Below are 24,991 nucleotides of genomic sequence, written 5' to 3'. Positions count from 1 at the left end.
AGTAAGGAAATTGCATGGAACGTGAGCATGATCCTTCCAACCGGATACCGCCACGGTCGGGCACATCCGCCGGAGCAGGTTCCTCCGAGAGTTCACCGGTGGCGGTCCGCCGGGCGGTGACGATGCGGGGAGCGGCCGGCGATCCCGGTGACGCCCTGACGCCGGGCGGCGGACAGCGTGGCCGTACGAACGCGTCATCCCCCGCCGTCACCCCCGACACTGCTGCCCGTCCGGACAGTCCGGCGGCCGGCCAGGTCCCGGCGGCCGGCGCCCCCACGGGTGACGGGCCGGAGAGCACGGCCCCCGGGACGGGACGTGCGCCCGCCGGCGAGGCCACCGGTCCCGCCAGGGGCATCGGCGCCCCGGCGTCGTCCGCCGAAGGGGAGACCGAACCGGCCGCGTCCGCGTCCGGCTCCTCGGCCACCTCGGCGGCTGCCGTGTCGGCGGCGTCCGCCGCGCCTGCGACCGTGAGCACCGAGGGCTCTTCACCCGACGCCGCAACGGCGGCGGCAGCGCCGGGCAGCGGTGGCTCGGGGGCCGGTTCGCACGCGGACGGCGACCCGCCCGGCAGCCGCCCCAAGAAGCCGATGCTGGCGGCGGCGGGCATCGTGGGCGCGCTCCTGATCGCGGTCCCGCTCCTCCTGGCCGGGCAGGACGACCGCGAGCCCGACCGGCCCCGGACGGAGAACGCGGCCGGTACGGTCCTGGACACGGAGCGCTCCTCCGTTCCGGACACCTACACCAGCAAGTCGCCGGTTCCCTCCACCGAACCGAGCAAGCAGCAGGAGAAGAAGAAGGAGAAGGAGAAGGAGCGGGAGGAGGAACCCCCCGCACCGGTCGTCCGCAAGCAGACGGTCGCACCGACACCGAGCGCGTCCAAGAGCCCCAAGGCCACGAAGAAGGCCGTGGTCAAGGAACTGACCGCGGCCGAGAAGCTCCGTCAGTGGGCCAACGGCCGCTCCGGTGTGCAGAACACCGTGCTCAAGAACGCGGTGACCGGCCAGTGCGTGGACATCGGGGGTTACGGCAAGGGCGCGATCAACGCCCCCGTCAACCAGTACCCGTGCAACGCCACGACCGGTGACAACCAGCTGTGGAACCTGGACATCGTGGACAAGGACGGCGGGCCTCAGAACGCCCCGCTCTTCCTGATCCGCAACAGCAAGGACGGGCTGTGCCTGGACCTGGGCTACTACAAGGCCAGGTCGGCGGGCACGAAGGTCGGCGAGTTCCACTGCAGCGCGACCGGGGACAACCAGCTCTGGTGGCTCGACCCCCGAGGCGACGGGACGAACTGGATCCGCAACGCCGTCAGCAACGACCTGTGCCTGCGCCCGACCGGAGGCGCGAGCGCGGGCAACGACGCCCGGCTCGTGATCGAGGTCTGCGGTTACGGTGACCGCTGGGTCGTCTGAGGGCCCGGCCCGGGAACCCCGCGTCCCCGTCTCCACGGTGTGCTCGGCCGCACCGTGGAGACGGGGACGTTCTCATTCCTGACGCTCCTGCCGCGCCACCGTTCTGCCCGCTTTTCAGGCACCATGGAATACATGGAGACGATCCATGAGCTAGAGCCTTTCGTGAAGCAGTACACCGTCCTGCTCAGCAGCCGCAGGCCGGACGGATCGGCCGCCCGTACCCCGGTCAGCATCGCCGTCGAGGGCGACCACGCCTACATCCGCACGTTCTCCTCGGCCTGGAAGGTCGACCGGATGCGTAACCACCCGATGGTGGAGATCGCCCCGTGCACCGTGCGGGGCGCGCCGACGGGACCGCCCGTGAAGGCCTGGGCGCGGCTCCTGCAGCAGGACACGAAGGAGAACACCCACGCGGCCCGGACCCTCTCCCGGAAGTACCCGGCGCTCCAGGGTGTGGCTGTCCCGCTCGCCCACCGGCTGAAGCGTGACCGCACGCTGCACTACGAGCTGCGTCCCGTCACCGACGACATCTGAGCGGGCCGCACACCCGGACGACCGCGCAGCGGCTGCCCGGCCGGAGTGGCTGCCCGGCCGCAGTGGTTGCCCGGCCGCAGTGGCTGCCCGACCGGTCGGCGTCCGGGGCCCGCGAGCCCGAGTCGGCCGTCCCCGCGAAGGGCTCGCGGGGTGACCCGGACGGCACGCCCTACCCGCGGCGGCGCCGGGCCGCGATCAGGGCCAGCACGATGACGACGACCGCCACGGTGCCCCCGGTCGCGGTGCCCTTGTGCGAGCCGCCGTCCTCCCCGTCGCCCGCCCCGTCGCCGGGCGACGTCCCGCCGCCCCCGCCGTTCGGGGAGGGTGCCCTGTTGCCGCCGCCCTTCACCTCCACCCGCACCACCTCGCTTCGCTCCCCCTCGGAGCCGAACATCATCGCCGAGCCGTCCGCCGTGTACGTCACCGACTCGGACTGCCCCTGGAGCGGCACGCTCACCGCCTGGTCGGCACCCAGCCGGCCGTTCTCGAAGGCATAGCCCCGGGCGCTGAAGTACGAGCGCAGCACCAGTTCCTTCCCGTCCGGCGAGAAGGCCCCGTCCGTCACCCACGGCACTTCGCCCACGCGGCGGAAGACGTTGGCCCCGCCGGCCGTCAGCTTCTGCGGCCCCTCGTAGAGACCGCCGCCGTCCTCGTTCTTCGAGGCGATGTACACACGCCCCGTGGTGGGGTGGACCATCAGCGCCTCGGCGTTGCGCGCCCCGTCCGCGTACGTCACGTCGAACTGTGTCGCCCGCACGGTGGCGTCCGCGAGCCGCTTCGGCTCGGGGAAGCGGTAGATCCAGACGTGGTCCCAGGAGCCGTCGAGATTGTCACCGATGTCACCGACGTACAGATTCCCGTCGGGCCCGAGCGAGATCGCCTCCACGTCGCGGGGCTCCCCCACGCCCTTCATGGTGATCGTCGCGACGGTCTTCCCGGTCCGGGAGTCGACGGCGTAGACGTACGGCCCGTCCTCGCTGTCGTTGTGCGTCCAGTAGACGCCCGGGTGGATCCGGCTGGCGGCGAGGCCACTGGACTCGGTGATCCGGGAGTCCTCGATCGTGAAGGTCCGGTCCGCCCCGTCCCCCTCGTCCGCGACGGCTGGTGCCGTCCCCGTGAGCAACAGGAGGACGGCGGCGGCGGAGACGGTCAGCAGCGATCTCATGGCACAAGTGTCCACCGTCACGTCGCAGGCCGGAGCGGTGATCGGCCATGATGTCGCCATGCGTTTTCTCTTCGTCGGCGACAGCATGACCGTGGGCAAGACCGGCGACTTCACCTGGCGCTACCGCATGTGGCAGCACCTCGAAGCGACGCTCGGCGACGGCGGTTACGCCATCACCGGCCCACGGACCGAGCTGTACGACACCGAGGCGAACGCCGCGCTCTCCCACGTCTACGGCGACGCGGCCTTCCCCGCGTCCGCACGCCGGCACCTCGCAGGCTGGGGCGAGGGCTGGCTCCACATGGCCCCGGTCATCGCGGAGACGGTCGCGGAGACCCGCGCCGACGTCCTGCTGGTCTCGCTCGGCCTGATAGACCTCGGCTTCTACACGGACAGCACGCAGACGGCCGCGAACGCACGGGCGTTCATCACCGCGGCACGCACCGCGAACCCCCGCGTCAAGATGCTGCTCCTCCCCGTCATACCGAACATCAGGGCGGAGTCCGACGCCCCCTTCGCCGCCGAGTGCGACCGCTTCAACACACTGCTCGCGAAGGTGGTCGCCGACCTGGACACCCCCTCGTCCCCGGTCCTGCTGGTCTCGCACCCCACGGGCTACGACATCCACACGGACACCTACGACGGCACCCACCCCGGCCCCACCGGCGAACACAGGCTGGCCGGAGCCTTCGCCGACGCGATGCACCAGGCCTGGGGCGTGGGCGGCCCGTACGCGGGTGCGCTGGCGGCGGCCTGATCCCCCGGCCGGGCCTCGTGGTCGAGAGATGGGCGAACCGCGTCATCGCGTGCGTGTCCGGCAGCACGCCGCCGACGAGCGCCCGCCGCGTCGCTCGTCGGCGTGATCTGCCGAGGGATCGGCTCTCCCGTACCGCGATGCCCGTCCCCGTCGTGCCGCAGCCTCAAAGCCCTTCGCCCGTAGCGGCCTTGCCGATGACATCCACCGTGAGGACGGCCACCGGCATCAGGGGCTGCCCCCGGCGACGGAACCGGAGCACGGTCCGCCGCGTTCCCCTGTCGTGCGGGGCCTCGCGGGGACGCCCCGAGGGGAGCATGAGCGAGTGACGAAGAAGCGGGACGCGCCGAAGCGGGCCTGGAACCGGAAGCCGGAAATGCCCAGGCGGGCCTGGAACCGGAAGCCGGAGGCACCGGAGCGGGCCGGAAGCCGGAAGCCGGAGGCACCGGAGCGGGCCGGAAGCCGGAAGCCGGAGGCACCGGAGCGGGCCGGAAGCCGGAGGCCGGAAGTGCCCAAGCGGGCCTGGAGCCTGCAGCGGGGCCGGGCGGCCGCCCTGCTCTGTCTCCTGGTGGCCGCCCTCCTCGTCTTTCCCGGCCTGGTCCCCAACACCCCCGGCCGCCTGGGCAGTCTGCTGGAGACCTTCCTCCCCTGGCTCGGCCTGGCCGTCCCCGTGCTGCTGGTCACGGCGCTGCTGCGCCGCTCGCTCCTGGCGTCGGCCGCGCTCCTGCTGCCCGTGGCCGCCTGGTTGGCGGTCTTCGGGGGCATGCTGTCCGCCGGTGGCCAGGCGGCGGACGGCTCCTTCACGGTGGTCCAGCACAACGTCAGCGACGTGAACCCCGACCCGGCCGCCACCGCACGCGCGTTGGCCGCGACGGACGCGGGCCTCATAGCCCTGGAGGAGCTGACGGCCCCTGCCCTGCCGGCCTTCGAAGCGGCCCTGTCCTCGGACTACCCGCACCACGCGACGAGGGGCACGGTCGGACTCTGGTCGAAGTACCCCCTCACCGGTGTGCGGCTCGTGGACATCAGGCCGAAGGGCGTCGGGGAGGGCTGGGACCGCGGCCTGCGCGCGAGCGCCCGCACCCCACGGGGCGAGGTCGCCGTGTACGTCGCCCATCTGCCCTCGGTACGGATCGGTCCGACGACCGGGCTCACGTCCGGACGGCGGGACGAGAGCGCCGCTCTCCTGAGTGAGGCCGTCGCAGCCGAGCCCCTGGACCGGGTGATCCTCCTCGGCGACCTCAACAGCACGCTGGACGACCGCGGACTGGATCCGGTCAGCTCCCTGATGGAACCGCCCGGACCGGGCTTCGCGTTCAGCTGGCCCGCGAAGTTCCCGGTGGCCAGGATCGACCAGATCCTCACCCGGTCGGCGACGGTCACCCGCGTGCGGTCGCTGCCGGCCACCGGAAGCGACCACCTGCCGATAGCGGCGGACATCAGGCTGTGACGGTGCCCGGGGTGTCCGGCGCCCCGCTCAGTCCGCCTTCTCGACCCCGAGCATCGCGAGCCCCAGCTTGGTCAGCTCCTCCGTGACCTCGTCGGGCCTGGCCCGGCGCGGCCGGCGTGCGTGGTGGGCCATGAGTTCGTGGACCGTGCCGACCATCACCATCACCACGACCCGGTGGTCCCGCTCCTCCACCTCTCCGCGCACCGCCGCTCGCTCGGCCTCACCGGTCAGGAAGTCGGTCCACAGGTCACGCCACCGCTTGCAGTGCGCGTCCACCGCCGGGCTCACGCCCAGCACCTCGACGAACGTCACCCGGGCCTCGCGCAGGTCCCTGGTCACCGCCGACACGTACGCGTCGAAGAGCCGGCGGAAGCGTTGCTCCACCGGACACTCGTCCATCCCCTCGGAGAGCAGGGCGACTTCCGCGGCCCGCAGTCCGCTGGTGGTGATCTGGTTGTGCAGGGCCGTCAACAGGCCTTCCCGGGAACCGAATTCCTCCCAGAGCACCTCCTCCGGCACCCCGGCCGTCTCGCACAGGTCCTGCTCCGACGTCTGCGCGTAGCCGTACACCCCGAACAGCTCCAGGCCGGCGTCGAGGAGCTGCCCACGGGCCCGCGTACGCGCACCGTCGACCGCACCGGTCAGTTGGTCCACCGGGACATCCACCACGGCTCCTCCTTGATCTGCCCCATGTCCGGTGCGCACGACCACGGTCGAGCGGGTCGCGAGGGCCGTAAGGGCTCGGGCGCCTCTGGATGGCGCGTGCGCCATTGTCCTGGCGGTTCACGCCGTACGTGTCCCGCGCCGCGCCGCCTGCCGCACAGTCCCCCAGGACCGGTGACTGCTCGCACAGGTGTGCATGAGCTGCCGGACGGCGGCGAGACGCTTCGCACCGTGCCGACACCGTGTGCGGGGAGCAGGCGGGTCCGGCGAGCAGGCGGCGGACCGCCCGCCCGGTCTCTTCGCAGATCGGTGGCGAGCGGCCGGGTCAGCGGACCAGCAGGTCGACCACACCCGTCAGGTCCTCCTCGCCACTGCCCTCGGCCAGGCGGCGGCGCATCAACTCGAAGTAAGGGCTGAGCAGTTCCGTGCTGACGCCCTGCTGTTCGGCCGTGCTCAGGAAGGTCGGCGTGCCGGCCACCTGCATCGCGAGACTGGAGACGACGCCCTTGGTGTAGTCGCCGCTCCGCAGCTGTTCCGCGGTCAGACGGGCCGAGGGGGCCATCGCGACGACGTAGTCGGTGAGCAGCGGCGCGAGCGTCGCGGGGTCGATGTCCTCCTTGCGGATCAGGGCGAAGGCGTGTGCGGTCCCGGCGAACATCCCGTACATGGCGCTGAGCAGTGCCACGTCGTACAGGGCCGCGTAGCCCGCGTCCTCGCCGACGTAAGTGGTGCCGAGCGGGACGGCCAGCGTTTCCCGGTACTGCTCGAACAGCTCACGCGGGCCGCTGTAGAAGACGTATCCGCCCGCCTCCGGGACACCGATCATCGGCGGGACGGCCATCATTCCGCCGTCCAGGTAGCGCGCGCCACGCGCCCGGGCCCACTCGGCGCGGGCGCGGGCCTGGGCAGGGGTGCTGGTGATCAGGTTGACCAGGTCCTTGCCGGTCAGGTCGGCGCCGCCCAGCGCCTGGTCGACCGAGGCGTCGTCCAGGAGGCAGACGACGACCAGGGTGTTCGCCTCGACCGCCGCGGCGGCGCTGTCCGCGACCTGCGCGCCCTCGGCCGCGAGCGCCTCGGCGCGGGCCGGGCTGCGGTTCCAGACGGTGAGCGGGTGGCCGGCGGCGAGCCAGGTGCGGGCCAGTGCGGTACCCATCGCACCCAGGCCAAGCAGGGTGACGGGGGTCATCTCGACAACATTCTTCCCAACGGTGTTTTGGGCATCGGTGTTCGGCTCAACGGCGTTCTGTGTCATGTCGATCAGCCTCGTCGTGGCCCCCGGGGCGTTCAAGTACGCACTTCGGAGTGGGTGGTTACCCTGTGGTGAGCGAGCACGTCAGAAGGGTGGGGGAATGGCGACACAGAACCGGCCCGGCACACCGGCCGCGCACTCCTGCGGGATCGACAGCGCGATGGAGGTCATCGGCGGCAAGTGGAAGGTGCTGATCCTCTGGGCGCTCCACGAGCATCCCTGCCGCCGTTTCGGAGAGCTGCGCCGACTGGTTCCAGGGATAACGGAGAAGGTGCTGGCTTCCCACCTGCGTGAGATGGAGGCGGACGGCGTCGTGCGCCGTGTCGCCTACGACGAGGTACCGCCCCGTGTCGAGTACTGCCTGACCGAGGACGGCTCCCGCCTCAACGAAGCCCTTGAGCCGCTGGCGGCCTGGGGACGCGCTCGGCCCGGGGCCGTACCGGCGCCCGCCGCTCCGTCGCCCACCTGAACCGGCCCTCAGGCCGGCCGTTCCGGGCGGAGGACGACCTCGCTCCCCAACGGTTCGAAGCCGGCGGCGAGGAATGCCCGGAGGGAGCGTGCGTTCCCCGGGGAGACGGCGGCGAAGACCGGCTCGCCCTCGGGGACGAGGGTGAGCGCGTCCCGCAGGAGCGACCGGCCGCGTCCTGTGCCGGCGCCGTAGGCGTCGTAGAGCTCGATGCTCAGTTCCCGGCGGCCCGCGAGTCCGTCGGCAAGGGTGACCAGCCCACGTCCGTCCCCATGGACGCGGACGCCGGTGCGCAGGGTCCGGGCGTAGCGGACGCGCGGGTGGTCGTCGACGTCCAGCCTCTCGGCCAGCCGGGGCGGGGCCGCGACACCGCGTGCGACGAGCACGGCGTCCACGGTCCAGATGTCCCCTTCGCTCCCCGCGAGGTGACGCAGGAAGTCGGGCGCGAGGGAGCCTCCGTATCCGTCGGGCCCTGCGGCGTGGACGTCGGAGGGGGACAGCGCGGTGGCGACGACGGCATGTGCGGTGAAGGCGACCGAGCACTCCAGCCCGCGCGGCAGCGGTGGGAGGACGGTCACCCGGCCGTCCGTGGGCGGGAAGCGTCCGTCGGCGGCGTCCAGGAAATAGGTGAGCAGGGGGTGGGGCTCGTCCATGGGACGCAATCATGCACCGTCGGAACCGGAGCCCACGGGCCGGGGCGCGGCCGCCGGACCCCGCGCCGGGCACGGCACCGGAGCGCCCTATCGGAGCCGATCCAGTACGGCTCGTTTGGCGGTGGCGAACTCCTCGTCCGTCAGGATGCCCGCCTCGTACAGCTCGCCCAGCTCCCGCAGCCGGCGCAGCAGGACGTCGTGGTCGTCGGCCGCCGGTGCGGGGGCAGGCCCTGCCGCCGGTGCGTTCGCGGCCGGGGTGGCGGGTCCGCCGGACACGGGCATCCGCGCGAGCACGGCGGCGGCGACCAGGACTGCGGTGTACTCCCGCTTCGACAGCCCCCACAGATCGAGGGAGTACGGGTCGTACTTGGGGGTCGTGGCCGCGACGGCACCCCGGTCGAAGCGCAGGGAGCCGTTCTCCAGCCCGATGGCCGGTATCCAGCGCACCCCCGTCACTTCCGACAGCGGAAGGCTGACCGTGCCGCCCGTGGTCTTCGACTCCTCCGCCTTCCAGTTCCAGGTGAGGCGGACCGTCTCCCCGTCGAAGGACGCCGTGCCGTCCCCACCGCCGCCCGACACCGGCACCGACGGCCCCGGCAGCAGGAAGCGGTCCACCGGCCCGTCGGGTACCTGCTCGATCAGCAGGGCGTTGCGGATCTCGTCGACGAGGTACTCCGCCACGCCCGTGCGGTCCTTCTCCACCACGAGCTGGTACGGGTCGGCGGAATCCTTCAGCCGCCCGTCCGCGGCCCGCAGAACCGGGCAGGCACCGGTGCGCAGGCGCAGTCGCAGGCGGCCGCCCTTCCGGTCCGGCTCGAACGAGACGCCCGCCACCGCGTGCAGCGGGACGCTCAGTTCACCCAGGTCCTGCCGCACCGGGTGCACCTTGCTGCCGGGGACGATACGCACCGTCTCCCCGTCGAAGCTCCATGTGCCGTCGCGCGAGATGATGTCCGCCATACGTCGGATTCTGCCAGGCGCACCCGTGTTCGTGACGGGCCGAAGCCTTCGCCGGGGTCACGCACCGCCCCGGCCACCCGGCCCGGAACCCGGCGCCTCGCGCCCGCGCCCGGTCATCAGCCGCCTTTGGGCACCCAAGGCCCCTGTGAGGGGCCGGGGCCCTCCAGTGCATGGCGGACCTTCTCCTTGAAAGTCTTCGGCGGGGCCTTCACCTCCACCTGCGTGTGCATGAGACGGGCGACGGTCACACGTATGTGGCATTCACGTTCGTGTTGTTCGAGCCGGACCACCCACGCGCCGTCGGACGTGAGGAACGCACTGCGGGCCGGGATGTCGCCCGGTCGGGCATGGCGGGCCAGAACTGCCGGTGTGTGGTGCAGGGCCGCATCCTCGGCAGCCGCGAGGGCCTGCGCCTCCGTGCCGCTGACGGGATGCCTGGCCACCAGTGACCAGCGGTGCAGCTTCAGGTCGACGCCGTCAGCCCGTCGCGTCACACGGGTGTCCTCCTCGATGAGGACGTACCACTGAGCAGTCATGGCAGGAGCGTAGTTGGCCTGTGCTCCAGCGGTGCGCCCCTCGTTCGGGCCTGCCCCGTTCGCCGGAGGACCCTCGCGGACAGAGACGACAGAGGCGACAGAGGTCCAACTCGTGGTGCCCGTTCACTCCTCGGAGCCGGACACGCCGATCCTCGCGAAGCGTTCCCGCCACGGCAGGGGATCGGGCTCGGCCTCCGTCAGCGCCCTTTGCCTCTCCCAGAGTTCCCACGCGGCCTGCCGACGGCAGGGCCCGCACTCGGTCTCGTCGGCGACCGGCCGGAAGACGTGCCGTTCCTCCTCCGCTCCGGAGGCCGTGCACGTGATCAGCTCCCGGACGCCGGGACGCGTCTCGGCGGGCGGCGGGGCAGCCTCCACGGGCAGCTCCGGCGGCATCTTGTGCATCAGCCGGTACCTCAGGAACCCGACCGCCGACCGCACGCCGTCGCACGGTAGTTCGCTGGTCAGCACGCGCCGCAACTCCCCGGCCGACACCCCACGCAGCAGCCAGCGGGCGGCGAGCTCCGCGAGCCCCCTGGCCTCCTTCACCCCGAGGTAGAGCTCCCGCCGCACATGACGCAGCGACAGCAGCACGCGCTCCCCTTCCGCAGCTTCCGGGCTGAGGCCCGCTTCGGGACCGAGCCCCGCTTCGGGCGCGGGCTCGGCTCCGCCGCCGACCACCGCCTCGGCCTCGGCTTCGGCCTCGGCTTCGGCCTCGGCTTCGGCCTCGGCTTCGGAGGGTGGGTGGGGATAGTTCTTCTCTTGTTCTTCATCCACCGGTAGTTGATGACCGGCCACCCGGGCGGCCGGTGCACCGACCGTCGGTTTCGGGACACTCGGAGGCTCCTCGGACCGGCCCTGGCGCAGGACGGCCGCCGCCTCCGGCGTGAGGGGGACGTTGGACAACAGCTGCTCCGTCACCCAGCGCCCGCGCTCCCCCTGCTCGCGCCACTCATGGACGTAACCATGCGCGACCAGCAGTTCCTTGGACTTCTGATACGCCCGTCCGGTGATGCCGAGCTTCCGCGCGTGCTCGCTGAGCGGCTGGGAGGCGCACTCTTCGGGAAGCCCCTGTACGGCCAGGAGCAGGATCTTCGCGTCGCTGGTCAGCCGCGCATGGCGGACGACGTCGTGCGAAGCCTTCGTGAAGCGCCGGGAGGGCGCGATAGCATGCCGAAGCATCTCGGTGGACTTCCGATCCACTCGTGGGTGAAGGCCCTCGGACCGGTGTTGGTAGCACCGCCGGGGGCCGCCCGCGCATACCGCTCATGCACGGAACGTGATGACGCGATTACGGTACCGCACCGCGCGGGGTGCGGTTCCGCATATGCCACGACGTCCGCGATCATGCACCAACTCGGCCTGTCAGCACGGCCACTGCCGCCTCGTACAGCAGTTTCGCGTCCACGAACGGCACCTCCCGTGTGGGCCGCGAGTACCAGTCCAGCGGCCACGTCCTGCCCTCCAGCGCCGGAATCCCGACGTACGTGTCGCGGGGCAGGTCCCGCCCTATCAGCCGCGCCCCGGCCGGCCAGCGGTGCGCGGCCGCACTCTGCGGCGGTAACAGGAAGTACGTGCTCCGATCGCCGACCCCCGACCTCACGATCGGACCCGCCTGAGGGCCGGTCGACTGCAACAGCTCATACGTCACCCGCTCGCCGGCCGCCCCGGCGACGCGCACGGCGTCGAAGTGGACGCCGACATGCCGGAGCGCATGCCCGCTCGCGGGGACCCAGCAGGGTGCCGGGTCCGGTGAACTCCTCTGATCCATACGCCAAGCGTGGCTGCGATCAGGCGGCGTGACCAGCGTCACAGCAGGACTGCGCACTGTTGTGTACTGGTGAGGCGGAGTTGTGCCCTCCGGTGAACCGGCAAGTGGTAAGGCGGCGACGCCCGGCACGCATCACCGCCGGACACCGGGCCCGGCCCGTTCCGCAGTACGTTCACCTTCACCCCCGAGGGGCGGCGCAGACGGCCCGCGCCCGATCACGTCTGCGGGTGACTGCCCGCAGCGGCACGGGCGCGGGTGGCGGCGGCCTTAGGCGTCACGCGGCCACGGTGACGGCGTCGATGGCCGGCGTACGGAGCGCCCTTCGCGCGGTCCCGAGACTCGTGCCGAGGGTGACCACGGTGGCGATGGCGATGACGGTCAGCCAGATGCCGGGCCTCTGGTCCGGCAGGACCTGGTCGGTGCGGACCATCGTGAAGGGGATGATCCCCGCGATCCCCGCGACGGTGCCCAGCACCAGACCGGTCAGGGTCAGGATCACCGCCTCCCGGCCGACCACGCCCAGGACCTGGCCGGGTGTCGCCCCGGCGAGGCGCTGCCGTCCGAACTCGCGGCTGCGGTAGGAGGTGGTCGCGTAGAGGCTGTTGACGAGCATGATGCAGGAGAAGACGACGATGATGCCGACGACCACCAGGTTGAGGGTCTCCAGGTTCTTGTCGTCGACGGTCTTGTCCAGGCCGGACCTGGCCACCCAGTCGCTCTCGACGGCCTGCATGTAAAGGGTCGCGGTCGCCACGCCGGTGAAGATGATCATCGGCATGAGCACTCCGGCCAACTCTGCGCCGCGCCGGCGCAGATTCCGGGTGCTGAGGTAACCGCCCGCGCCGCCCGTCACGTCGAGCGGGCCTCGCAGCAGTCCCAGGAGTCCGCCCAGCAGGGACGGGGCGAGTACGGCGAAGCCGACGGAGAGCAGGATGGCCCCGTAGGCGGGGAAGGCCATCAGCATCTCCTCGGTGCTGTCGACGGCGTACGTGGTCAGGACTCCCCCGGCCCCGGCCACCAGAGCGGCGCAGCCGGCCAGGGTGCGGCCCCGGCGCCGGGACGGGCCCCGCGCTCCGACGGCGGTTGCGGTGGCGCGGCGTACGGCGAGGAACGCCGCTCCGACGGAGGCGAGGACCGCGACGCCGAAGCCCGACCCGAGCGCCATGGCGCCGAAGGCGGGGCCGACGTTCGCGGCGACCTGGCCGCTGTCCTTGAACAGGTCGAGCAGCAGCCGGCCGCCGAGCACGGCGGGCCCGACGGCGAGTGCCGCGCCGGCCAGTCCCACCACGGCGGACTCCCCGACGACCATGCGCGTGATCTGGGCAGGAGTGGCTCCGCTGCAACGCAGCAGATGGATCTCCTCGGAGCGCTGACGGACGGCGACGGTGAGGGTGGAGGCGATGGCGAAGAAGACGAGCAGGGAGCCGTATCCGCCGACGACGCTCGCGGAGACGGTCATGGACTCCGAGCTGACCTCGTCGACCCCGGGAGCCGCCGCCGTGTCGTGCAGGGAACCGAACGTCATGATGATCACGGCACCGAGGAACGCCGAGAGCAGCGTGGCGAGGAAGCGCCCGGGGCGCTTACGGACCGATCGCATGGCCAGGAACAGCATCGCTCACACCCCCATCAGGGGGCCGTTGTCCGCCCGCCGCCCGGCCGCCTCGTCCCCGAGGTGGGTCATGCGCTCTGCGACGGCCTCGGCGGTGGGCGCGGAGAGCCGTCCAGCCAGGCGTCCGTCGGCGAGGAAGAGCACCGAGTCGGCGTACGAGGCGGCCACCGGGTCGTGGGTGACGAGCACGACGGTGCTGCCGTGCACTCGGACCGTCTCCCTCAGCAGGCTCAGCACATCGCGTGCGCTGCGCGTGTCCAGGGCTCCGGTCGGCTCGTCGGCGAAGATCACGGCCGGCCGGGTGACCAGGGCGCGCGCGATCGCGACACGCTGGCGCTGGCCGCCGGACAGCTCGTCGGGAAGATGGCCGAGGCGCTCGCCGAGCCCCACCTGCGTGAGGACCGCGCGGATGCTCTCCCGGTCGGCCTTCCGGCCGGCCAGCCGCAGCGGCAGCGAGGCGTTCTCCTCGACGGTCAGGGTGGGCAGCAGGTTGTACTGCTGGAAGACGAAGCCGATCCGGTCCCGCCGGAACTTCGTGAGTTCCGCCTCGCTGCCGCCTTTCATCTCCTCGCCGTCGACGAGGATCTGCCCCCGGTCGGGGCGGTCCAGGCCCGCGGCGCACTGGAGGAGCGTGGACTTCCCCGATCCCGAGGGCCCCATGACCGCCGTGAAGCTCCCCGTCGGCAGACTCAGGGTCACCCCGTCCAGAGCGGTCACCGCGCCGTCCCCGGTTCCGTACACCTTGCTCACCGAGACCAGCCGCAGAGCCTCGGCCGTCCGGCTCGTGCGCCGCCGTGCGCGATCGAACATGGTCATCACCCTCTGCTCGTCGGGCGCTCTCTGCGCCACGTAGACGACGCTACGGACGGCGGAGGGCGTGCACATTGGGCGTACACCCCGGAGTCGCGGGTGGGGCTGGGTACACCCCGCACAGGGGGAGGCACCCCGGTACCGTACCCCTGGGGGTATGAGTCACCGGTATCCGCGACGGGCGCGCCCGGCCGGGTACGTGCCGAACGCGGGAGGAACCATGCAGCTCGACATGGCGGCCGACGAACTGAAGTCCGTCCTCAACCGGTTGCGCAGGGCCCAGGGGCAGATCGCCGGGGTCATCAGGATGATCGAGGAGGGCAGGGACTGCGAGGACGTGGTGACGCAACTGGCCGCCGCGTCCCGGGCCCTGGACCGGGCGGGATTCTCCATCATCGCCACGGGGCTCGAACAGTGCCTGGCCGACGAGGGGCAGACACCCGGCGACAAGGACCGGATGCGCGCCCGCCTGGAGAAGCTCTTCCTCTCCCTGGCCTGAGCGCCGCACCGGCCTGAGCGCCACGCCTGAGAGCCGCACCGGCCTGAGCCCCACGCCGCCCTGCGAGCCGCACCGGCGCACCGCCCTGCGAGCCGCGCCTCCGTCAGCGCTCCGGGAACGGCTCTCCGCATGCGCTGCAGTACTTCGGCACCCGGTCCGCCGACAGCCGCCCGCATTCCGGGCACACCAGGTCGAGCATGCAAGGGGCCTCGCCGCCCTCGTGAGCGGGAGTGCGCACGGCGGGCTTGATCGTGAGTCCCGGACGCCGACGGTGCACCGTGAGGTACGTCAGCCCGTCCGGGCCCGCCTCCAGGGACCGGCGCGAGGTCCGGGGCAGCCAGGTGACCGTCGTCGGGGCGAGGTCCAGTGTGCCGCCCTCGCCCGTACGCAGGCTGCCGCCGCCCGCGAGGACGACGAGGAGCACGTCCAGGACGTCCTCCTGGTGCTCGCCCACTCCGGTGCCCGGCGGAAGACGGACGATGTTGGCGTCCAACTCCCGCCCTTGCTCGGCGAGATGCCAGAGGGCGCCGCGCTCACCGGGGGCGGCGGAGGCGAGGAGGTCCTCCAGCACCGCCAGCACCTGCGGGGTGGCGTCCATGCGGCGGCCTCCTCCTCGTATTCGCTCGCGGGCCTCGTGGACCCGGCCCGGAGCGGGCCCGCCGACCAGTTTGTCACGGCGGCCGGGAGGCCACCCGGGCCGCGTCCGGGCTCCGCGCCCGGGCCGCTGAACCAGCAGGTCAGAGGGGTCGGGCGGACGGGAGGCCTCCGTAAGTGGAGGTCTTCCCGGTCCTGCCCGAAACCGCCGGACCGGGCCGCTGATCGCAGTACTCTCGCCGGATGATCCAGTCGACGCCCCCGGCCACGGACGCCGAATGCGTCGCGCTCACCCGGACCCTGCGCCGCCGGGGCACCGTCGTGCTCTCGGTGTTCGCCCTCGTCTGGACCTTCGCCGGGGCGTCCGGACTGGCGTCCTCGGGCGCGGCCCTCGCCGTCCAGATCATCGCGGTACCGATCACCGCGGTGGCGGTCTTCCTCGCCTACCGCAAGGGCGCCGCCCCCTCCCCCCGCATGGTCAGTCCCCCCGCGAACTGGGCGCGTTCGGTCGGCGTCGTCAACGCGGCCGAGCTCGTGGCGATCTTCGCGGTGATCGCGGCGGCCAACGCCTCAGGCCGTCCCGGGCTGATCCCGCCGGCCATCGCACTGGTGGTCGGCCTGCACTTCGTCCCGCTCGCGCGCCTCTACGACCAGTGGCAGTACAAGGGCACGGCCGCGCTGCTGAGCGCCACCGCGGTCCTCGGCTTCGCCCTGGTCGCAGCCGGCCTCTCGGACGACAGCGTGCGCGCCGTGGTGGGACTGGCCTCCGCGGTGACGCTGTGGGCGTCCGCGTACCACGTGGCCGTCAAGGGCTGACGGCGTCCGGGCCGTCCTGCGCATCCTGAAGCCGCTGCCGGCACAGGGCCTGTGCGGCTGCTGCCCCGGCTGCGACGGCGCACCCGTCAGGCGTCGAGCGGCCCCTCGATAGGGTGGGCGCGACAGACCGTCGTGAACCGGACCGAGGAGCAGACGTGAGCGAGCCGGCGAACATCGCCCTGCAGCAGGAGATCGCCCGGGAGCTGGAGGTCGCGGAGACCTTCGACGCGGGGCAGGAGATCGAGCGCCGGGTGGCCTTCCTCGCCGAGCGGCTGACCTCCACGGGTCTGCGCTCCCTGGTGCTCGGCATCAGCGGCGGTGTGGACTCCACAACTGCGGGCAGGCTGTGCCAGCTCGCCGTCGAGCGCGCCCGGGCCGCGGGTCACGAGGCGCGTTTCTACGCGATGCGCCTCCCCTACGGGGTCCAGGCCGACGAGCACGACGCCCAGCTCGCGCTGTCCTTCATCCAGGCCGACCAGGTGCTGACCGTGGACATCAAGCCCGCGGCCGACGCCATGCAGGCGTCCCTGCTCACCGGCGACGTGACCTTCCGCGACCCCCACCACCAGGACTTCGTGCTCGGCAACGTCAAGGCCCGGCAGCGCATGATCGCCCAGTACGCGGTGGCCGGAGCGCATCACGGCCTCGTCGTCGGGACCGACCACGCGGCCGAGGCGGTCTCCGGCTTCTTCACCAAGTTCGGGGACGGCGCCGCCGACCTGGTGCCGCTGACCGGACTCACCAAGCGCCGGGTGCGCGCCGTCGCGCAGTCGCTGGGCGCGCCCGCCGAGCTGGTCGGGAAGGTGCCGACGGCCGACCTGGAGACGCTCGACCCGGGCAAGGCGGACGAGCACGCGCTCGGCGTCACCTACGACACCATCGACGACTTCCTGGAGGGCAAGCCGGTGGACGAGCAGGCCTTCGACACGATCGTCGGCCGCTACCGCCTCACCGACCACAAGCGCCGGCTGCCCATCGCCCCGTGAAGCGCGGGTGTGCGCGGTGGCGGTCGGTCAACTCAAGTCAGTACAGGGATAATTGAGCAGCGCACGTCATGTCACGGTCGGTATCCTGAGCGGATCCACCGATCTTGACGAGCCCGCAGGGGGATCCACGCGTGTCCAGCCCCGCACCGCCCCCGCCATCCGATCCCCCCGCACCGCCCCGGCCCTCCGGTCCCCCGCCACCGCCCTCCGGTTCCCCGGTACCGCCGCCGCCCCCGCATCCTCCGGCCCGGCAGGGCGGAAGCCACCGGATGCCGGTCGTCGCCGCCGTGATCACGGCGGTGGCGACGATCGCCGCCGCAGTCATCGCCGCTGTGGCGTCGGGCGGCGATTCCCCCTCGGACAGCCTGCGGGACGGACCCGCGACGGCATCCGTGACGGCACCTGACCCGGCCACGGAGTCCGGTCCCTCCGCCGCCCCGTCGGGCCCCCCGGTGCAGACCATGCCGGCGACCGGTCCCCCGTCCCCGGACTCCGGGCCGCCGCGCGTGGCCGTGACGCCCTACACGGCTGCCGAGGGGGACAAGGTGACGGTCGAGGCCGGCGGCTTCGGACCGGGAGAGCAGATCCGTATCAGCTTCCGGGACAGCGGGTCCGTGGAGGTCGATCTGCGTGACGTCACCACGGATTCCGACGGCAGGTTCGCCGCCGAGGTGAAGGTGCCCGCAGAAGTGGGTTCGGGGCATGACACCCCCGTGTTCCGTGTGTGGAGCCTGGACGACGTGGACTCGAACAACACGGCGGACACTCCGTTCACCTACGTCGATTAGCACCACTGCGTCGAAGCAGCACCACCGATCGAGGGGAATTGCCGCGATGGACAGGAAGCCCGACGAGAAGTACCCCCTGATCGAGCCGTACGACCAGGGGATGCTGGACGTCGGCGACGGCAACCTCGTCCACTGGGAGGTCTGCGGCAACCCCGCCGGGAAACCCGCCCTCGTCGTCCACGGCGGGCCGGGCTCGGGGTGCGGCACCCGGCCCCGGCAGTACTTCGACCCGGACCTCTACCGCGTCGTGCTCTTCGACCAGCGCAACTGCGGCCGCTCCACCCCGCACGCGAGCGACCCCGCCGCGGACATGCGGCACAACACGACGGCGCACCTGCTCGCCGACATGGAGCTCCTGCGCGAGCACCTCGGTATCGGGAAGTGGCTGCTGTACGGGGGCTCGTGGGGCTCCACGCTGATCCTCGCGTACGCGGAACAGCACCCCGAGCGGGTGTCGGAGATCGTGATCCCGGCGGTGACGACGACCCGGCGCAGCGAGATCGACTGGCTGTACCGGGGTGCCGGGCAGATCTTCCCCGAGGCCTGGGACCTGTTCCGGGCGGGCGTCCCGGAGGCCGAGGGCCCCGGGGACCTCGTCGCCGCGTACGCGCGCCGGACGGAGAGCCCCGACCCGGAGGTGCGGGCGAAGGCCACGGCCGACTGGTGCGCCTGGGAGGAGGCGGTGCTGTCCATGGAGTCGTACACCGGCCCGCCCCCGTACAGCGGGCGGCCCGGACGCGACCGGCTGGCGCTCGTACGGATCTGCGCGCACTACTTCTCGCACGCCGCCTGGCTGGAGGAGGGGCAGCTGATCCGTGACGCCGGCCGCCTGGCGGGCATCCCCGGCGCCCTCGTGCACGGCCGCTTCGACCTCGGCGGCCCGCTGACCACGGCCTGGGAGCTGGCCAAGGCCTGGCCGGACGCCGAACTGACGGTGATCGACGGCGCGGGCCACCTGGGCGGACCGGCGACGTCCCGCGCGGTGCTGGCCGCGCTCGACCGCTTCGCGCGGCGCGCCTGAGCCCGCCCTTGCTTAGAGCGCGCTCGAAGGAGTTGGCTTGGGGCCCATGAAGTACACGCAGCTCGGACGCACAGGACTCAAGGTCAGCCGCCTCGTACTGGGGACGATGAACTTCGGCCCCCAGACCAACGAGAGCGACAGCCACGCGCTCATGGACGCCGCCCTGGACGCGGGCGTCAACTTCTTCGACACGGCGAACGTCTACGGCTGGGGCGAGAACAAGGGCCGCACCGAGGAGATCCTCGGCACCTGGTTCGCGCAGGGCGGTGACCGCCGCGACAAGGTCGTCCTCGCCACCAAGGTCTACGGCAACATGGGCGCCGACGGCGAGGCGTGGCCCAACCACGACAAGCTGTCCGCCCTCAACATCCGCCGCGCGGTCGACGCCAGCCTCAAGCGGCTCCAGACGGACCACATCGACCTGTACCAGTTTCACCACGTCGACCGGGACACCCCGATCGACGAGATCTGGCAGGCCATCGACGTACTGATCCAGCAGGGCAAGATCCTCTACGCCGGCTCGTCGAACTTCTCGGGCTACAAGATCGCCCAGGCCAACGAGCGTGCCGCCCGGCGCGGCAGCTACGGGCTGGTCAGCGAGCAGTGCATCTACAACCTGATGGAGCGCGGCGCCGAGATGGAGGTCATCCCGGCGGCCCAGGAGTACGGCCTCGGGGTCATCCCGTGGTCGCCGCTGCACGGCGGGCTGCTCGGCGGCGCGATCCGCAAGGAGCGCGACGGCGGAGGTGCCCGGTCCACCTCCGGCCGTTCCGGCGACGCGCTGGCCGACCCGAAGGTGCGGGCACGGATCCAGGCGTACGAGGACCTGCTGGAGAAGCACGGTCTGGAGCCCGGCGAGGCCGGCCTGGCCTGGCTGCTGACCCGGCCCGGCGTCACGGGCCCGATCTCCGGCCCGCGCACGCGGGAGCAGCTCGACTCGGCGCTGCGCGCGGTGGAGCTGGAGCTGTCGGACGAGGTGCTGTCGGCCCTGGACGAGATCTTCCCCGGCCCGGGCCCGTCGCCGGAGAACTTCGCCTGGTAGGAGAGCGGCGCGCGTGCGGCCTTCGCCCCGGGGCTCAGCCCCCGAGGGCGGAGGCCGCCGCCACGACGATGAACATCAGCACGAGCACGGCCGCCATGATGCGGTTTCTGGTCTTGGGATCCACCCGACGAGCGTAACCGCCCCGCTCACCGTCCCAGCGGCCAGGCCTGCACCACCTCGTACCGCGGCTGCTCCCCCGGCACCCCGTCGACCGGGAGGTTGCTGCGTACGAGACCGATCTCACCGACCTCCCAGCTCATGCCGTCGAAGCCCTCCAGCGCCGCCGTGTACGGGGTCAGGTCCGTCGGGACGCGGCTGCGGGCGAGGGTGAGGTGCGGGGTGTAGTGGCGGTGCTCCTCCATCGGGACCCCTGCCTTGCGCGCGGCGGCGTGCGCGCGGCGCGCCAGCAGCCTCAGCGTGTCGAGGCCGCCCTCGGCACCGGCCCAGAAGGCCCGTCCGTCGAACCGGCCGCCGCCGTGGATCCGGAGCGGAAAGGGCTCGGTCCGGTGCGCGGCCCGTTCCAGCCGGGCGTACAGCTCGGGCAGCAGCTCCTCGTCGACGTTCCCGAGGAAGGCCAGTGTGTAGTGCCAGCCGGCGCGGGCGGTCCAGCGGAGGTTCACGGCCCCGGGCAGCCCGTGCAGCGGGGCGACGGCACCGGCCAGCTCGTGGACGGCGGGACCGGGCGGCAGGACGGCGGCGAAGAGTCTCTGGCTGCTCATGCGGCGAGTGTCCCAGCGTCCCGGCGTGTCCGGGGGGGCCGGGCCTATCGTTGTACTACGCGGCTGCCCGCGCCCGTGCGGCAGCGGGGAGGAGCGGCACGATGACCGTCGTCGACGACAGGATCGAGATGGCCGACACCAGCGACGAGCGCACCTTGGACATGATGTTCGAGTGGCTTGAGCCCACCCCCGAGGGATTCAAGGTCGAGATCGTCGAGGGGAACATCTACATGTCGCCGCAACGGGGCACTCACTGGCAGATCATTCTCGATCTTGTGGAGCAGTTGCGCGCCGGCTACCCGCGCCGACGGTTGATGTCGGACGTGCGCATCGACTTCCCGGGCCGCCTCAACGGCTTCGCGTCGGATGTGGTGGCCCTCGCCGACGGTGCCACCACGGACGCCAAGGGGCACTGGCGCTACCAGGACATCGAGTTCGTCGCCGAGGTCATCTCCAAGGACACCGCCGCCAACGACTACGGCTCCAAGAAGGCCACCTACGCCACCGCGGGTGTGCCGGTCTATCTCATCGCCGACCCTTACACCGGTACATGGCACCTGCACACGCTCCCCAAGGACGACGAGTACCGCAGCCTGCTGAGCCTCGACTTCGGCGCTGCGGTCGACCTCACCGGGACGGTCGTGGGCCTCACGCTGGAGACGGGCGACTTCCCCCGGGACTGAAAAGCGGACGCCGCCCTCTCCGAGGAGGAGAGAGCAGCGTCCGGAGGACTGCTCAGGCAGCCGTCGCCAGCTGCTCGCGCGGGACGAACCGCACGTGCGGGCGGCCCGGGCGCAGGTCGACCTTGAGGCGCAGTCCGCCGACGCGGGTCAGCATGAAGCCGACCCCGAGCGCGGCCACCATCGAGATCGCCCCGCCGGCCGCCATACCGGTCCGGGCGCCGTACACGTCGCTTATCCAGCCGACGATCGGGGCGCCCACCGGAGTGCCCCCGGCGAAGACCATCATGTAGAGGCTCATCACCCGGCCCCGCATCTCGGGGTCCGCGGCCATCTGGACGCTCGTGTTCGCGCTGATGTTGGTCGTCAGTCCGATCATGCCGATCGGGACGAGCAGCAGCGAGAAGAGCCAGACGGACGGCGACAGCGACGCGACGATCTCCAGGACACCGAACAGGGTGCCCGCGGCCACCAGCATCCGGAGCCGCGAGGAGCGGCGGCGGGCGGCGAGCAGCGCTCCGGCCAGGGAGCCGGCCGCCATGAGGATGTTGAAGAACGAGTACATCCCGGCGCCGCCGTGGAAGATCTCGTCCGCGAAGGCCGTCAGGAAGATCGGGAAGTTGAAGCCGAAGGTTCCGACGAAGCCGACCAGGACGATCGGCCAGATCAGTTCGGGTCTGCCCGAGACGTAGCGCAGTCCTTCGCGCAGCTGGCCCTTGGCGCGCTTCACGGTCACGGACGCGTGGAGCTCGCTCGTACGCATCATCATCAGGCCGATGAGCGGCGCGATGAAGGACAGCCCGTTGAACATGAAGGCCCAGCCGCTGCCGACCGTGGTGATCAGGACACCCGCCACGGCGGGCCCGATGAGCCGGGCGGACTGGAAGTTCGCCGAGTTCAGGCTGACCGCGTTGCGCAGCTGGGCGGGGCCGACCATCTCGGAGACGAAGGACTGACGCGCCGGGTTGTCGACGACGGTCACCATGCCGAGCAGGAAGGCGATCAGATAGACATGCCAGACCTCGACGACGCCGGAGAGGGTCAGGACGGCGAGTGCGATGCCGCACAGGCCGAGCGCTGCCTGGCTGATGATGAGAAGACGCCGCTTCGGGAGCCGGTCGGCGATGACGCCGCCGTACAGGCCGAAGAGCAGCATCGGGAGGAACTGGAGGGCCGTGGTGATACCGACGGCGGCGGCGGACCCGGTGAGGCTCAGGACGAGCCAGTCCTGCGTGATGCGGGACATCCAGGTACCGGTGTTGGAGATCACGGCGCCCGTGGCGAACAGGCGGTAGTTACGGATCTTCAGCGACGAGAAGGTCCCGCCGGTCTTGCTCTCGTGGGTGGAAGTCGGTGCGGGGGCGGAGTCTGCTCCGGATCCCGTACTCAAAAGAGTTCGCCTCCTCGGGCGTATACGACGTACGGACTGACGAGGACGTGACGGCGGGGCGCCGCGGGCTCCGGACTGCGGGCCCGCGCGCCCCGTCGGGTCAGAGGTGGGCGAGCTTCTCCAGCACGGGCGCGGCGGCCCGCAGCTTCTCCCACTCGTCCTCGTCCAGGCCCTCGGCGAGGTTGGCCAGCCAGGCGTTCCGCTTGGAGCGGGACTCGGCGAGCATGGCTTCCGCCTGCTCGGTCCGGCTGACCATCTTCTGCCGACGGTCATCGGGGTGCGGTTCCAGTCTGACCAGCCCCTTGGCTTCCAGCAGCGCGACGATGCGGGTCATCGACGGGGGCTGCACGTGCTCCTTGCGGGCCAGCTCACCGGGAGTGGCGGAACCGCAACGGGCGAGTGTGCCGAGCACCGACATCTCGGTGGGGCTCAGCGACTCGTCGACGCGCTGGTGCTTCAGGCGCCGGCCCAGCAGCATCACGGCGGAGCGGAGGGAGCTCACGGCGGCGGCACTGTCACCGTCGTGGATCAGGTCAGGCATGTTCCTTAGCGTAACTCATTAGCTGTGCTAAATACCAGCCGGTGGTACACGCGCGAGAAACTGATCACCCGAACGAGTGAGTATGGGGCGGAAAGACCCGCGAAAAGGCCGCGTGTGCCGCGACCCTGCTTGGCATGGGATCGACAGTGCTCAGCCTGCGCATAGACGGTGAGCTGCTCGACCGGCTCCGCCGGCACGCCGCCAGACGCGGCATGACCGTCCAGGACTACGTGGTCCGGACGCTCGTCCGCGACGACTTCGACGAGCGCTTCCACGCGGCCGTCGACGAGACGGAGAAGTTCTACGGGGCGGAGCCCCGTCACGCGGACCCGGCCGACCGGGTCACATGACGGAGATCCGCCCCGTAGGGGTGGAGACGAACGGGACGTCGCGGCAGGACGCCCCGGCAGGCGCTTACGTGAGGCCGAGCGCCGGCATCGCGTAGTAGAAGACGAAGACCGCGGACACCACGTACATGGCCGCAGGGACCTCCCGGCCCCGACCCGCCGCCAGGCGCATCACGCTGAACGCGATGCAGCCGATGCCGATGCCGTTGGTGATCGAGTACGTGAGCGGCATCATCAGCATGGCCATGAAGGCCGGGATGGCGAGCGTGTAGTCGCTCCAGTCGACGTCCCGCACGTTGCCCGCGAGGATCAGGAACCCGACCGCGATCAGCGCCGGGGTGGCCGCCTGCGAGGGGACCATCGTCGCCAGCGGCGTCAGGAACAGCGCCACAGTGAAGAGCAGGCCGCTCACCACGCTCGCGAGGCCGGTGCGCGCGCCCTCACCGACGCCCGCCGTGGACTCCACGAAGCAGGTCGACGCGGAGGAGGAGCTGAGGCCGCCCGCGGCGACGGCGACACCGTCGACCAGGAGGACCTTGTTGATGCCCGGGAAGTTGCCGTCCTTGTCCATCAGCTTGGCCTCGTCACCGACGCCGAGGATGGTGCCCATCGCGTCGAAGAAGCAGGACAGCAGCACGGTGAAGACGAAGAGGACGCCGGTCAGGAGGCCGACCTTCCCGAAGCCGCCGAACAGGCTGACCTGACCGATCAGCCCGAAGTCCGGCGAGGCCACCGGATTGCCGGGCCATTCCGGGACCGTCAGGCCCCAGGCACCGGCCGGCAGGTCGGCGACGGCGTCGATGACCAGCGCGACGACCGTCATGACGACGATGGAGAGCAGGATCGCGCCCGGCACCTTCCGCACGATCAGCGCGAGGGTCAGGAGCGTGCCGAGGACGAAGACCAGGACCGGCCAGCCGTTGAGGTGGCCGTCGTTGCCGAGCTGCAGCGGAACCGTGGTGTGCGCGGCGTCCGGGATGCGGGAGACGAAGCCGGAGTCGACCAGGCCGACCAGGAGCACGAACAGGCCGATGCCCATCGCGATGCCCTTGCGGAGCGAGCGCGGCACGGCGTTCATCACGCGCTCACGCAGTCCGGTCGCGACCAGCAGCATCACGACGATGCCCGCGAGGACGACCATGCCCATGGCGTCCGCCCAGCTCATCCGGGGGGCGAGCTGGAGGGCGACGACGGTGTTGACGCCGAGGCCGGCGGCGAGCGCGATCGGCACGTTGCCGATGACGCCCATCAGGAGGGTGGAGAACGCGGCCGTCAGGACGGTGGCCGTGACGAGCTGGCCCCCGTCGAGCTGGTGCCCGTACATGTCCTTCGCGCTGCCGAGGATGATCGGGTTGAGCACGATGATGTACGCCATCGCGAAGAACGTGGCGAAACCGCCACGGACCTCGCGCGCGACCGTCGACCCCCGCTCGGAGATCTTGAAGTAACGATCAAGGACGCCATGAGGCTGCTGCGGCGCCGGAGGCTGATCGACCGGAGCGGTGGCCGAGGAGGACATGTGTGACCTTCAGT

Annotated in this window: 28 protein-coding genes; 13 read left to right on the top strand and 15 right to left on the bottom strand. The window is 71.5% G+C overall.

Features of this window, described 5'->3' with window-relative positions:
• Positions 1-14: 14 nt before the first annotated feature.
• Together HED23_RS02585 and HED23_RS02580 are read left to right on the top strand one after the other, a co-directional pair.
• Positions 15-1,415 carry an RICIN domain-containing protein gene (locus HED23_RS02585; protein WP_238441820.1) on the top strand — a complete coding sequence of 467 codons (1,401 nt, stop codon included), beginning with the start codon at positions 15-17 and terminating at the stop codon, positions 1,413-1,415.
• Between the two features lie 132 nt (positions 1,416-1,547).
• The gene (locus tag HED23_RS02580; RefSeq protein WP_203181819.1) at positions 1,548-1,949 is read left to right on the top strand and encodes a PPOX class F420-dependent oxidoreductase; all 402 of its coding nucleotides are present in this window, start codon (positions 1,548-1,550) and stop codon (positions 1,947-1,949) included.
• 169 nt (positions 1,950-2,118) lie between these two features.
• Here HED23_RS02580 and HED23_RS02575 read toward each other — a convergent pair whose 3' ends face one another.
• Positions 2,119-3,114: a WD40 repeat domain-containing protein gene (locus tag HED23_RS02575; RefSeq protein ID WP_203181818.1), complete on the bottom strand. Its 996-nt coding sequence runs from the start codon at positions 3,112-3,114 to the stop codon at positions 2,119-2,121.
• Between HED23_RS02575 and HED23_RS02570 the strand changes: the two genes are divergently transcribed.
• Together HED23_RS02570 and HED23_RS02565 are read left to right on the top strand one after the other, a co-directional pair.
• Positions 3,113-3,871 (top strand): GDSL-type esterase/lipase family protein, encoded by a 759-nt coding sequence (locus tag HED23_RS02570; protein ID WP_238441819.1) that lies wholly within the window; start codon positions 3,113-3,115, stop codon positions 3,869-3,871. The genes HED23_RS02575 and HED23_RS02570 overlap by 2 nt on opposite strands.
• Positions 3,872-4,193: 322 nt before the next feature.
• The gene (locus tag HED23_RS02565; protein WP_238441818.1) at positions 4,194-5,318 is read left to right on the top strand and encodes an endonuclease/exonuclease/phosphatase family protein; all 1,125 of its coding nucleotides are present in this window, start codon (positions 4,194-4,196) and stop codon (positions 5,316-5,318) included.
• A 27-nt stretch (positions 5,319-5,345) separates the two neighbouring features.
• Here the strand turns inward: HED23_RS02565 and HED23_RS02560 are convergent, their stop codons facing one another.
• On the bottom strand, positions 5,346-5,987 hold the full coding sequence (locus tag HED23_RS02560) for a TetR/AcrR family transcriptional regulator (RefSeq protein WP_203181817.1): 642 nt from the start codon (positions 5,985-5,987) through the stop codon (positions 5,346-5,348).
• Between the two features lie 319 nt (positions 5,988-6,306).
• Positions 6,307-7,233 carry an NAD(P)-binding domain-containing protein gene (locus tag HED23_RS02555; RefSeq protein ID WP_203181816.1) on the bottom strand — a complete coding sequence of 309 codons (927 nt, stop codon included), beginning with the start codon at positions 7,231-7,233 and terminating at the stop codon, positions 6,307-6,309.
• A 97-nt stretch (positions 7,234-7,330) separates the two neighbouring features.
• Here HED23_RS02555 and HED23_RS02550 point away from each other — a divergent pair, with 97 nt between their 5' ends.
• Positions 7,331-7,699 carry a winged helix-turn-helix transcriptional regulator gene (locus tag HED23_RS02550; RefSeq protein WP_203181815.1) on the top strand — a complete coding sequence of 123 codons (369 nt, stop codon included), beginning with the start codon at positions 7,331-7,333 and terminating at the stop codon, positions 7,697-7,699.
• Between the two features lie 8 nt (positions 7,700-7,707).
• Here HED23_RS02550 and HED23_RS02545 read toward each other — a convergent pair whose 3' ends face one another.
• The 7 genes from HED23_RS02545 to HED23_RS02515 form a co-directional block, all read right to left on the bottom strand.
• Positions 7,708-8,349: a hypothetical protein gene (locus HED23_RS02545; protein WP_203181814.1), complete on the bottom strand. Its 642-nt coding sequence runs from the start codon at positions 8,347-8,349 to the stop codon at positions 7,708-7,710.
• An 87-nt stretch (positions 8,350-8,436) separates the two neighbouring features.
• Complete coding sequence (locus HED23_RS02540; RefSeq protein WP_203181813.1) at positions 8,437-9,309, bottom strand: DUF4429 domain-containing protein; 873 nt, start codon at positions 9,307-9,309, stop codon at positions 8,437-8,439.
• Positions 9,310-9,425: 116 nt separating this feature from the next.
• Positions 9,426-9,845, bottom strand: coding sequence for a hypothetical protein (locus HED23_RS02535; RefSeq protein ID WP_203181812.1), 420 nt, complete (start codon positions 9,843-9,845; stop codon positions 9,426-9,428).
• 123 nt (positions 9,846-9,968) lie between these two features.
• Positions 9,969-11,024 carry a hypothetical protein gene (locus tag HED23_RS02530; RefSeq protein WP_203181811.1) on the bottom strand — a complete coding sequence of 352 codons (1,056 nt, stop codon included), beginning with the start codon at positions 11,022-11,024 and terminating at the stop codon, positions 9,969-9,971.
• Between the two features lie 163 nt (positions 11,025-11,187).
• A complete protein-coding gene (locus tag HED23_RS02525; protein WP_203181810.1) occupies positions 11,188-11,613 on the bottom strand; it encodes a hypothetical protein in 426 nt (141 codons plus the stop codon).
• A gap of 274 nt (positions 11,614-11,887) precedes the next feature.
• Entirely contained in the window at positions 11,888-13,228 is a 1,341-nt protein-coding gene (locus tag HED23_RS02520) for an ABC transporter permease (RefSeq protein WP_203181809.1), read from the bottom strand.
• A gap of 3 nt (positions 13,229-13,231) precedes the next feature.
• Complete coding sequence (locus HED23_RS02515; protein WP_203187325.1) at positions 13,232-14,041, bottom strand: ABC transporter ATP-binding protein; 810 nt, start codon at positions 14,039-14,041, stop codon at positions 13,232-13,234.
• Positions 14,042-14,255: 214 nt separating this feature from the next.
• Here HED23_RS02515 and HED23_RS02510 point away from each other — a divergent pair, with 214 nt between their 5' ends.
• Positions 14,256-14,534 (top strand): metal-sensitive transcriptional regulator, encoded by a 279-nt coding sequence (locus tag HED23_RS02510; protein ID WP_203181808.1) that lies wholly within the window; start codon positions 14,256-14,258, stop codon positions 14,532-14,534.
• 103 nt (positions 14,535-14,637) lie between these two features.
• Here the strand turns inward: HED23_RS02510 and HED23_RS02505 are convergent, their stop codons facing one another.
• Positions 14,638-15,132, bottom strand: coding sequence for a hypothetical protein (locus tag HED23_RS02505; protein WP_203181807.1), 495 nt, complete (start codon positions 15,130-15,132; stop codon positions 14,638-14,640).
• A 239-nt stretch (positions 15,133-15,371) separates the two neighbouring features.
• On the opposite strand from HED23_RS02505, the gene HED23_RS02500 reads away from it, so the two are divergent.
• The 5 genes from HED23_RS02500 to HED23_RS02480 all read left to right on the top strand — a co-directional run bounded on the left by HED23_RS02500 (position 15,372) and on the right by HED23_RS02480 (position 19,781).
• Positions 15,372-15,944: a hypothetical protein gene (locus HED23_RS02500; protein ID WP_203181806.1), complete on the top strand. Its 573-nt coding sequence runs from the start codon at positions 15,372-15,374 to the stop codon at positions 15,942-15,944.
• A gap of 155 nt (positions 15,945-16,099) precedes the next feature.
• Complete coding sequence (gene nadE / locus HED23_RS02495; protein WP_203181805.1) at positions 16,100-16,930, top strand: ammonia-dependent NAD(+) synthetase; 831 nt, start codon at positions 16,100-16,102, stop codon at positions 16,928-16,930.
• A 269-nt stretch (positions 16,931-17,199) separates the two neighbouring features.
• Positions 17,200-17,718, top strand: coding sequence for a hypothetical protein (locus tag HED23_RS02490; RefSeq protein WP_203187770.1), 519 nt, complete (start codon positions 17,200-17,202; stop codon positions 17,716-17,718).
• Positions 17,719-17,764: 46 nt separating this feature from the next.
• Positions 17,765-18,739 carry a prolyl aminopeptidase gene (gene pip / locus HED23_RS02485; RefSeq protein ID WP_203181804.1) on the top strand — a complete coding sequence of 325 codons (975 nt, stop codon included), beginning with the start codon at positions 17,765-17,767 and terminating at the stop codon, positions 18,737-18,739.
• 46 nt (positions 18,740-18,785) lie between these two features.
• Positions 18,786-19,781, top strand: coding sequence for an aldo/keto reductase (locus tag HED23_RS02480; RefSeq protein ID WP_203181803.1), 996 nt, complete (start codon positions 18,786-18,788; stop codon positions 19,779-19,781).
• Positions 19,782-19,927: 146 nt separating this feature from the next.
• Here HED23_RS02480 and thpR read toward each other — a convergent pair whose 3' ends face one another.
• Positions 19,928-20,500: an RNA 2',3'-cyclic phosphodiesterase gene (gene thpR / locus HED23_RS02475; protein WP_203181802.1), complete on the bottom strand. Its 573-nt coding sequence runs from the start codon at positions 20,498-20,500 to the stop codon at positions 19,928-19,930.
• 101 nt (positions 20,501-20,601) lie between these two features.
• Here thpR and HED23_RS02470 point away from each other — a divergent pair, with 101 nt between their 5' ends.
• A complete protein-coding gene (locus tag HED23_RS02470; RefSeq protein WP_203181801.1) occupies positions 20,602-21,183 on the top strand; it encodes a Uma2 family endonuclease in 582 nt (193 codons plus the stop codon).
• 52 nt (positions 21,184-21,235) lie between these two features.
• Here HED23_RS02470 and HED23_RS02465 read toward each other — a convergent pair whose 3' ends face one another.
• Positions 21,236-22,570 carry an MFS transporter gene (locus HED23_RS02465; protein WP_203181800.1) on the bottom strand — a complete coding sequence of 445 codons (1,335 nt, stop codon included), beginning with the start codon at positions 22,568-22,570 and terminating at the stop codon, positions 21,236-21,238.
• 100 nt (positions 22,571-22,670) lie between these two features.
• Entirely contained in the window at positions 22,671-23,111 is a 441-nt protein-coding gene (locus HED23_RS02460) for a MarR family winged helix-turn-helix transcriptional regulator (RefSeq protein ID WP_031093273.1), read from the bottom strand.
• A 134-nt stretch (positions 23,112-23,245) separates the two neighbouring features.
• On the opposite strand from HED23_RS02460, the gene HED23_RS02455 reads away from it, so the two are divergent.
• Positions 23,246-23,461: a hypothetical protein gene (locus HED23_RS02455; RefSeq protein WP_203181799.1), complete on the top strand. Its 216-nt coding sequence runs from the start codon at positions 23,246-23,248 to the stop codon at positions 23,459-23,461.
• 64 nt (positions 23,462-23,525) lie between these two features.
• Here the strand turns inward: HED23_RS02455 and HED23_RS02450 are convergent, their stop codons facing one another.
• Positions 23,526-24,977 carry an NCS2 family permease gene (locus HED23_RS02450; RefSeq protein ID WP_203181798.1) on the bottom strand — a complete coding sequence of 484 codons (1,452 nt, stop codon included), beginning with the start codon at positions 24,975-24,977 and terminating at the stop codon, positions 23,526-23,528.
• Positions 24,978-24,991 lie beyond the last annotated feature (14 nt).

Source organism: Streptomyces pratensis (assembly GCF_016804005.1).
Lineage (GTDB): Bacteria > Actinomycetota > Actinomycetes > Streptomycetales > Streptomycetaceae > Streptomyces > Streptomyces pratensis_A.
Note: the sequence above shows the minus strand (reverse complement) of the source record. Positions and strands in the feature narration are given on the sequence as shown.

Bases quoted from the DNA above. Each gene is read 5' to 3' on its own strand.
- HED23_RS02510 (WP_203181808.1), top strand. From the start codon at position 14,256: ATGCAGCTCGACATGGCGGCCGACGAACTGAAGTCCGTCCTCAACCGG.
- HED23_RS02555 (WP_203181816.1), bottom strand. From the start codon at position 7,233: ATGACACAGAACGCCGTTGAGCCGAACACCGATGCCCAAAACACCGTT.
- HED23_RS02515 (WP_203187325.1), bottom strand. From the start codon at position 14,041: ATGACCATGTTCGATCGCGCACGGCGGCGCACGAGCCGGACGGCCGAG.
- HED23_RS02570 (WP_238441819.1), top strand. From the start codon at position 3,113: ATGGCACAAGTGTCCACCGTCACGTCGCAGGCCGGAGCGGTGATCGGC.
- HED23_RS02480 (WP_203181803.1), top strand. From the start codon at position 18,786: ATGAAGTACACGCAGCTCGGACGCACAGGACTCAAGGTCAGCCGCCTC.
- HED23_RS02550 (WP_203181815.1), top strand. From the start codon at position 7,331: ATGGCGACACAGAACCGGCCCGGCACACCGGCCGCGCACTCCTGCGGG.
- thpR (WP_203181802.1), bottom strand. From the start codon at position 20,500: ATGAGCAGCCAGAGACTCTTCGCCGCCGTCCTGCCGCCCGGTCCCGCC.
- HED23_RS02585 (WP_238441820.1), top strand. From the start codon at position 15: ATGGAACGTGAGCATGATCCTTCCAACCGGATACCGCCACGGTCGGGC.
- HED23_RS02470 (WP_203181801.1), top strand. From the start codon at position 20,602: ATGACCGTCGTCGACGACAGGATCGAGATGGCCGACACCAGCGACGAG.
- HED23_RS02455 (WP_203181799.1), top strand. From the start codon at position 23,246: ATGGGATCGACAGTGCTCAGCCTGCGCATAGACGGTGAGCTGCTCGAC.
- pip (WP_203181804.1), top strand. From the start codon at position 17,765: ATGGACAGGAAGCCCGACGAGAAGTACCCCCTGATCGAGCCGTACGAC.
- HED23_RS02540 (WP_203181813.1), bottom strand. From the start codon at position 9,309: ATGGCGGACATCATCTCGCGCGACGGCACATGGAGCTTCGACGGGGAG.
- HED23_RS02490 (WP_203187770.1), top strand. From the start codon at position 17,200: ATGCCGGTCGTCGCCGCCGTGATCACGGCGGTGGCGACGATCGCCGCC.
- HED23_RS02575 (WP_203181818.1), bottom strand. From the start codon at position 3,114: ATGAGATCGCTGCTGACCGTCTCCGCCGCCGCCGTCCTCCTGTTGCTC.
- HED23_RS02580 (WP_203181819.1), top strand. From the start codon at position 1,548: ATGGAGACGATCCATGAGCTAGAGCCTTTCGTGAAGCAGTACACCGTC.
- HED23_RS02450 (WP_203181798.1), bottom strand. From the start codon at position 24,977: ATGTCCTCCTCGGCCACCGCTCCGGTCGATCAGCCTCCGGCGCCGCAG.
- HED23_RS02545 (WP_203181814.1), bottom strand. From the start codon at position 8,349: ATGGACGAGCCCCACCCCCTGCTCACCTATTTCCTGGACGCCGCCGAC.
- HED23_RS02500 (WP_203181806.1), top strand. From the start codon at position 15,372: ATGATCCAGTCGACGCCCCCGGCCACGGACGCCGAATGCGTCGCGCTC.
- HED23_RS02520 (WP_203181809.1), bottom strand. From the start codon at position 13,228: ATGCTGTTCCTGGCCATGCGATCGGTCCGTAAGCGCCCCGGGCGCTTC.
- HED23_RS02505 (WP_203181807.1), bottom strand. From the start codon at position 15,132: ATGGACGCCACCCCGCAGGTGCTGGCGGTGCTGGAGGACCTCCTCGCC.
- HED23_RS02530 (WP_203181811.1), bottom strand. From the start codon at position 11,024: ATGCTTCGGCATGCTATCGCGCCCTCCCGGCGCTTCACGAAGGCTTCG.
- HED23_RS02525 (WP_203181810.1), bottom strand. From the start codon at position 11,613: ATGGATCAGAGGAGTTCACCGGACCCGGCACCCTGCTGGGTCCCCGCG.
- HED23_RS02460 (WP_031093273.1), bottom strand. From the start codon at position 23,111: ATGCCTGACCTGATCCACGACGGTGACAGTGCCGCCGCCGTGAGCTCC.
- HED23_RS02535 (WP_203181812.1), bottom strand. From the start codon at position 9,845: ATGACTGCTCAGTGGTACGTCCTCATCGAGGAGGACACCCGTGTGACG.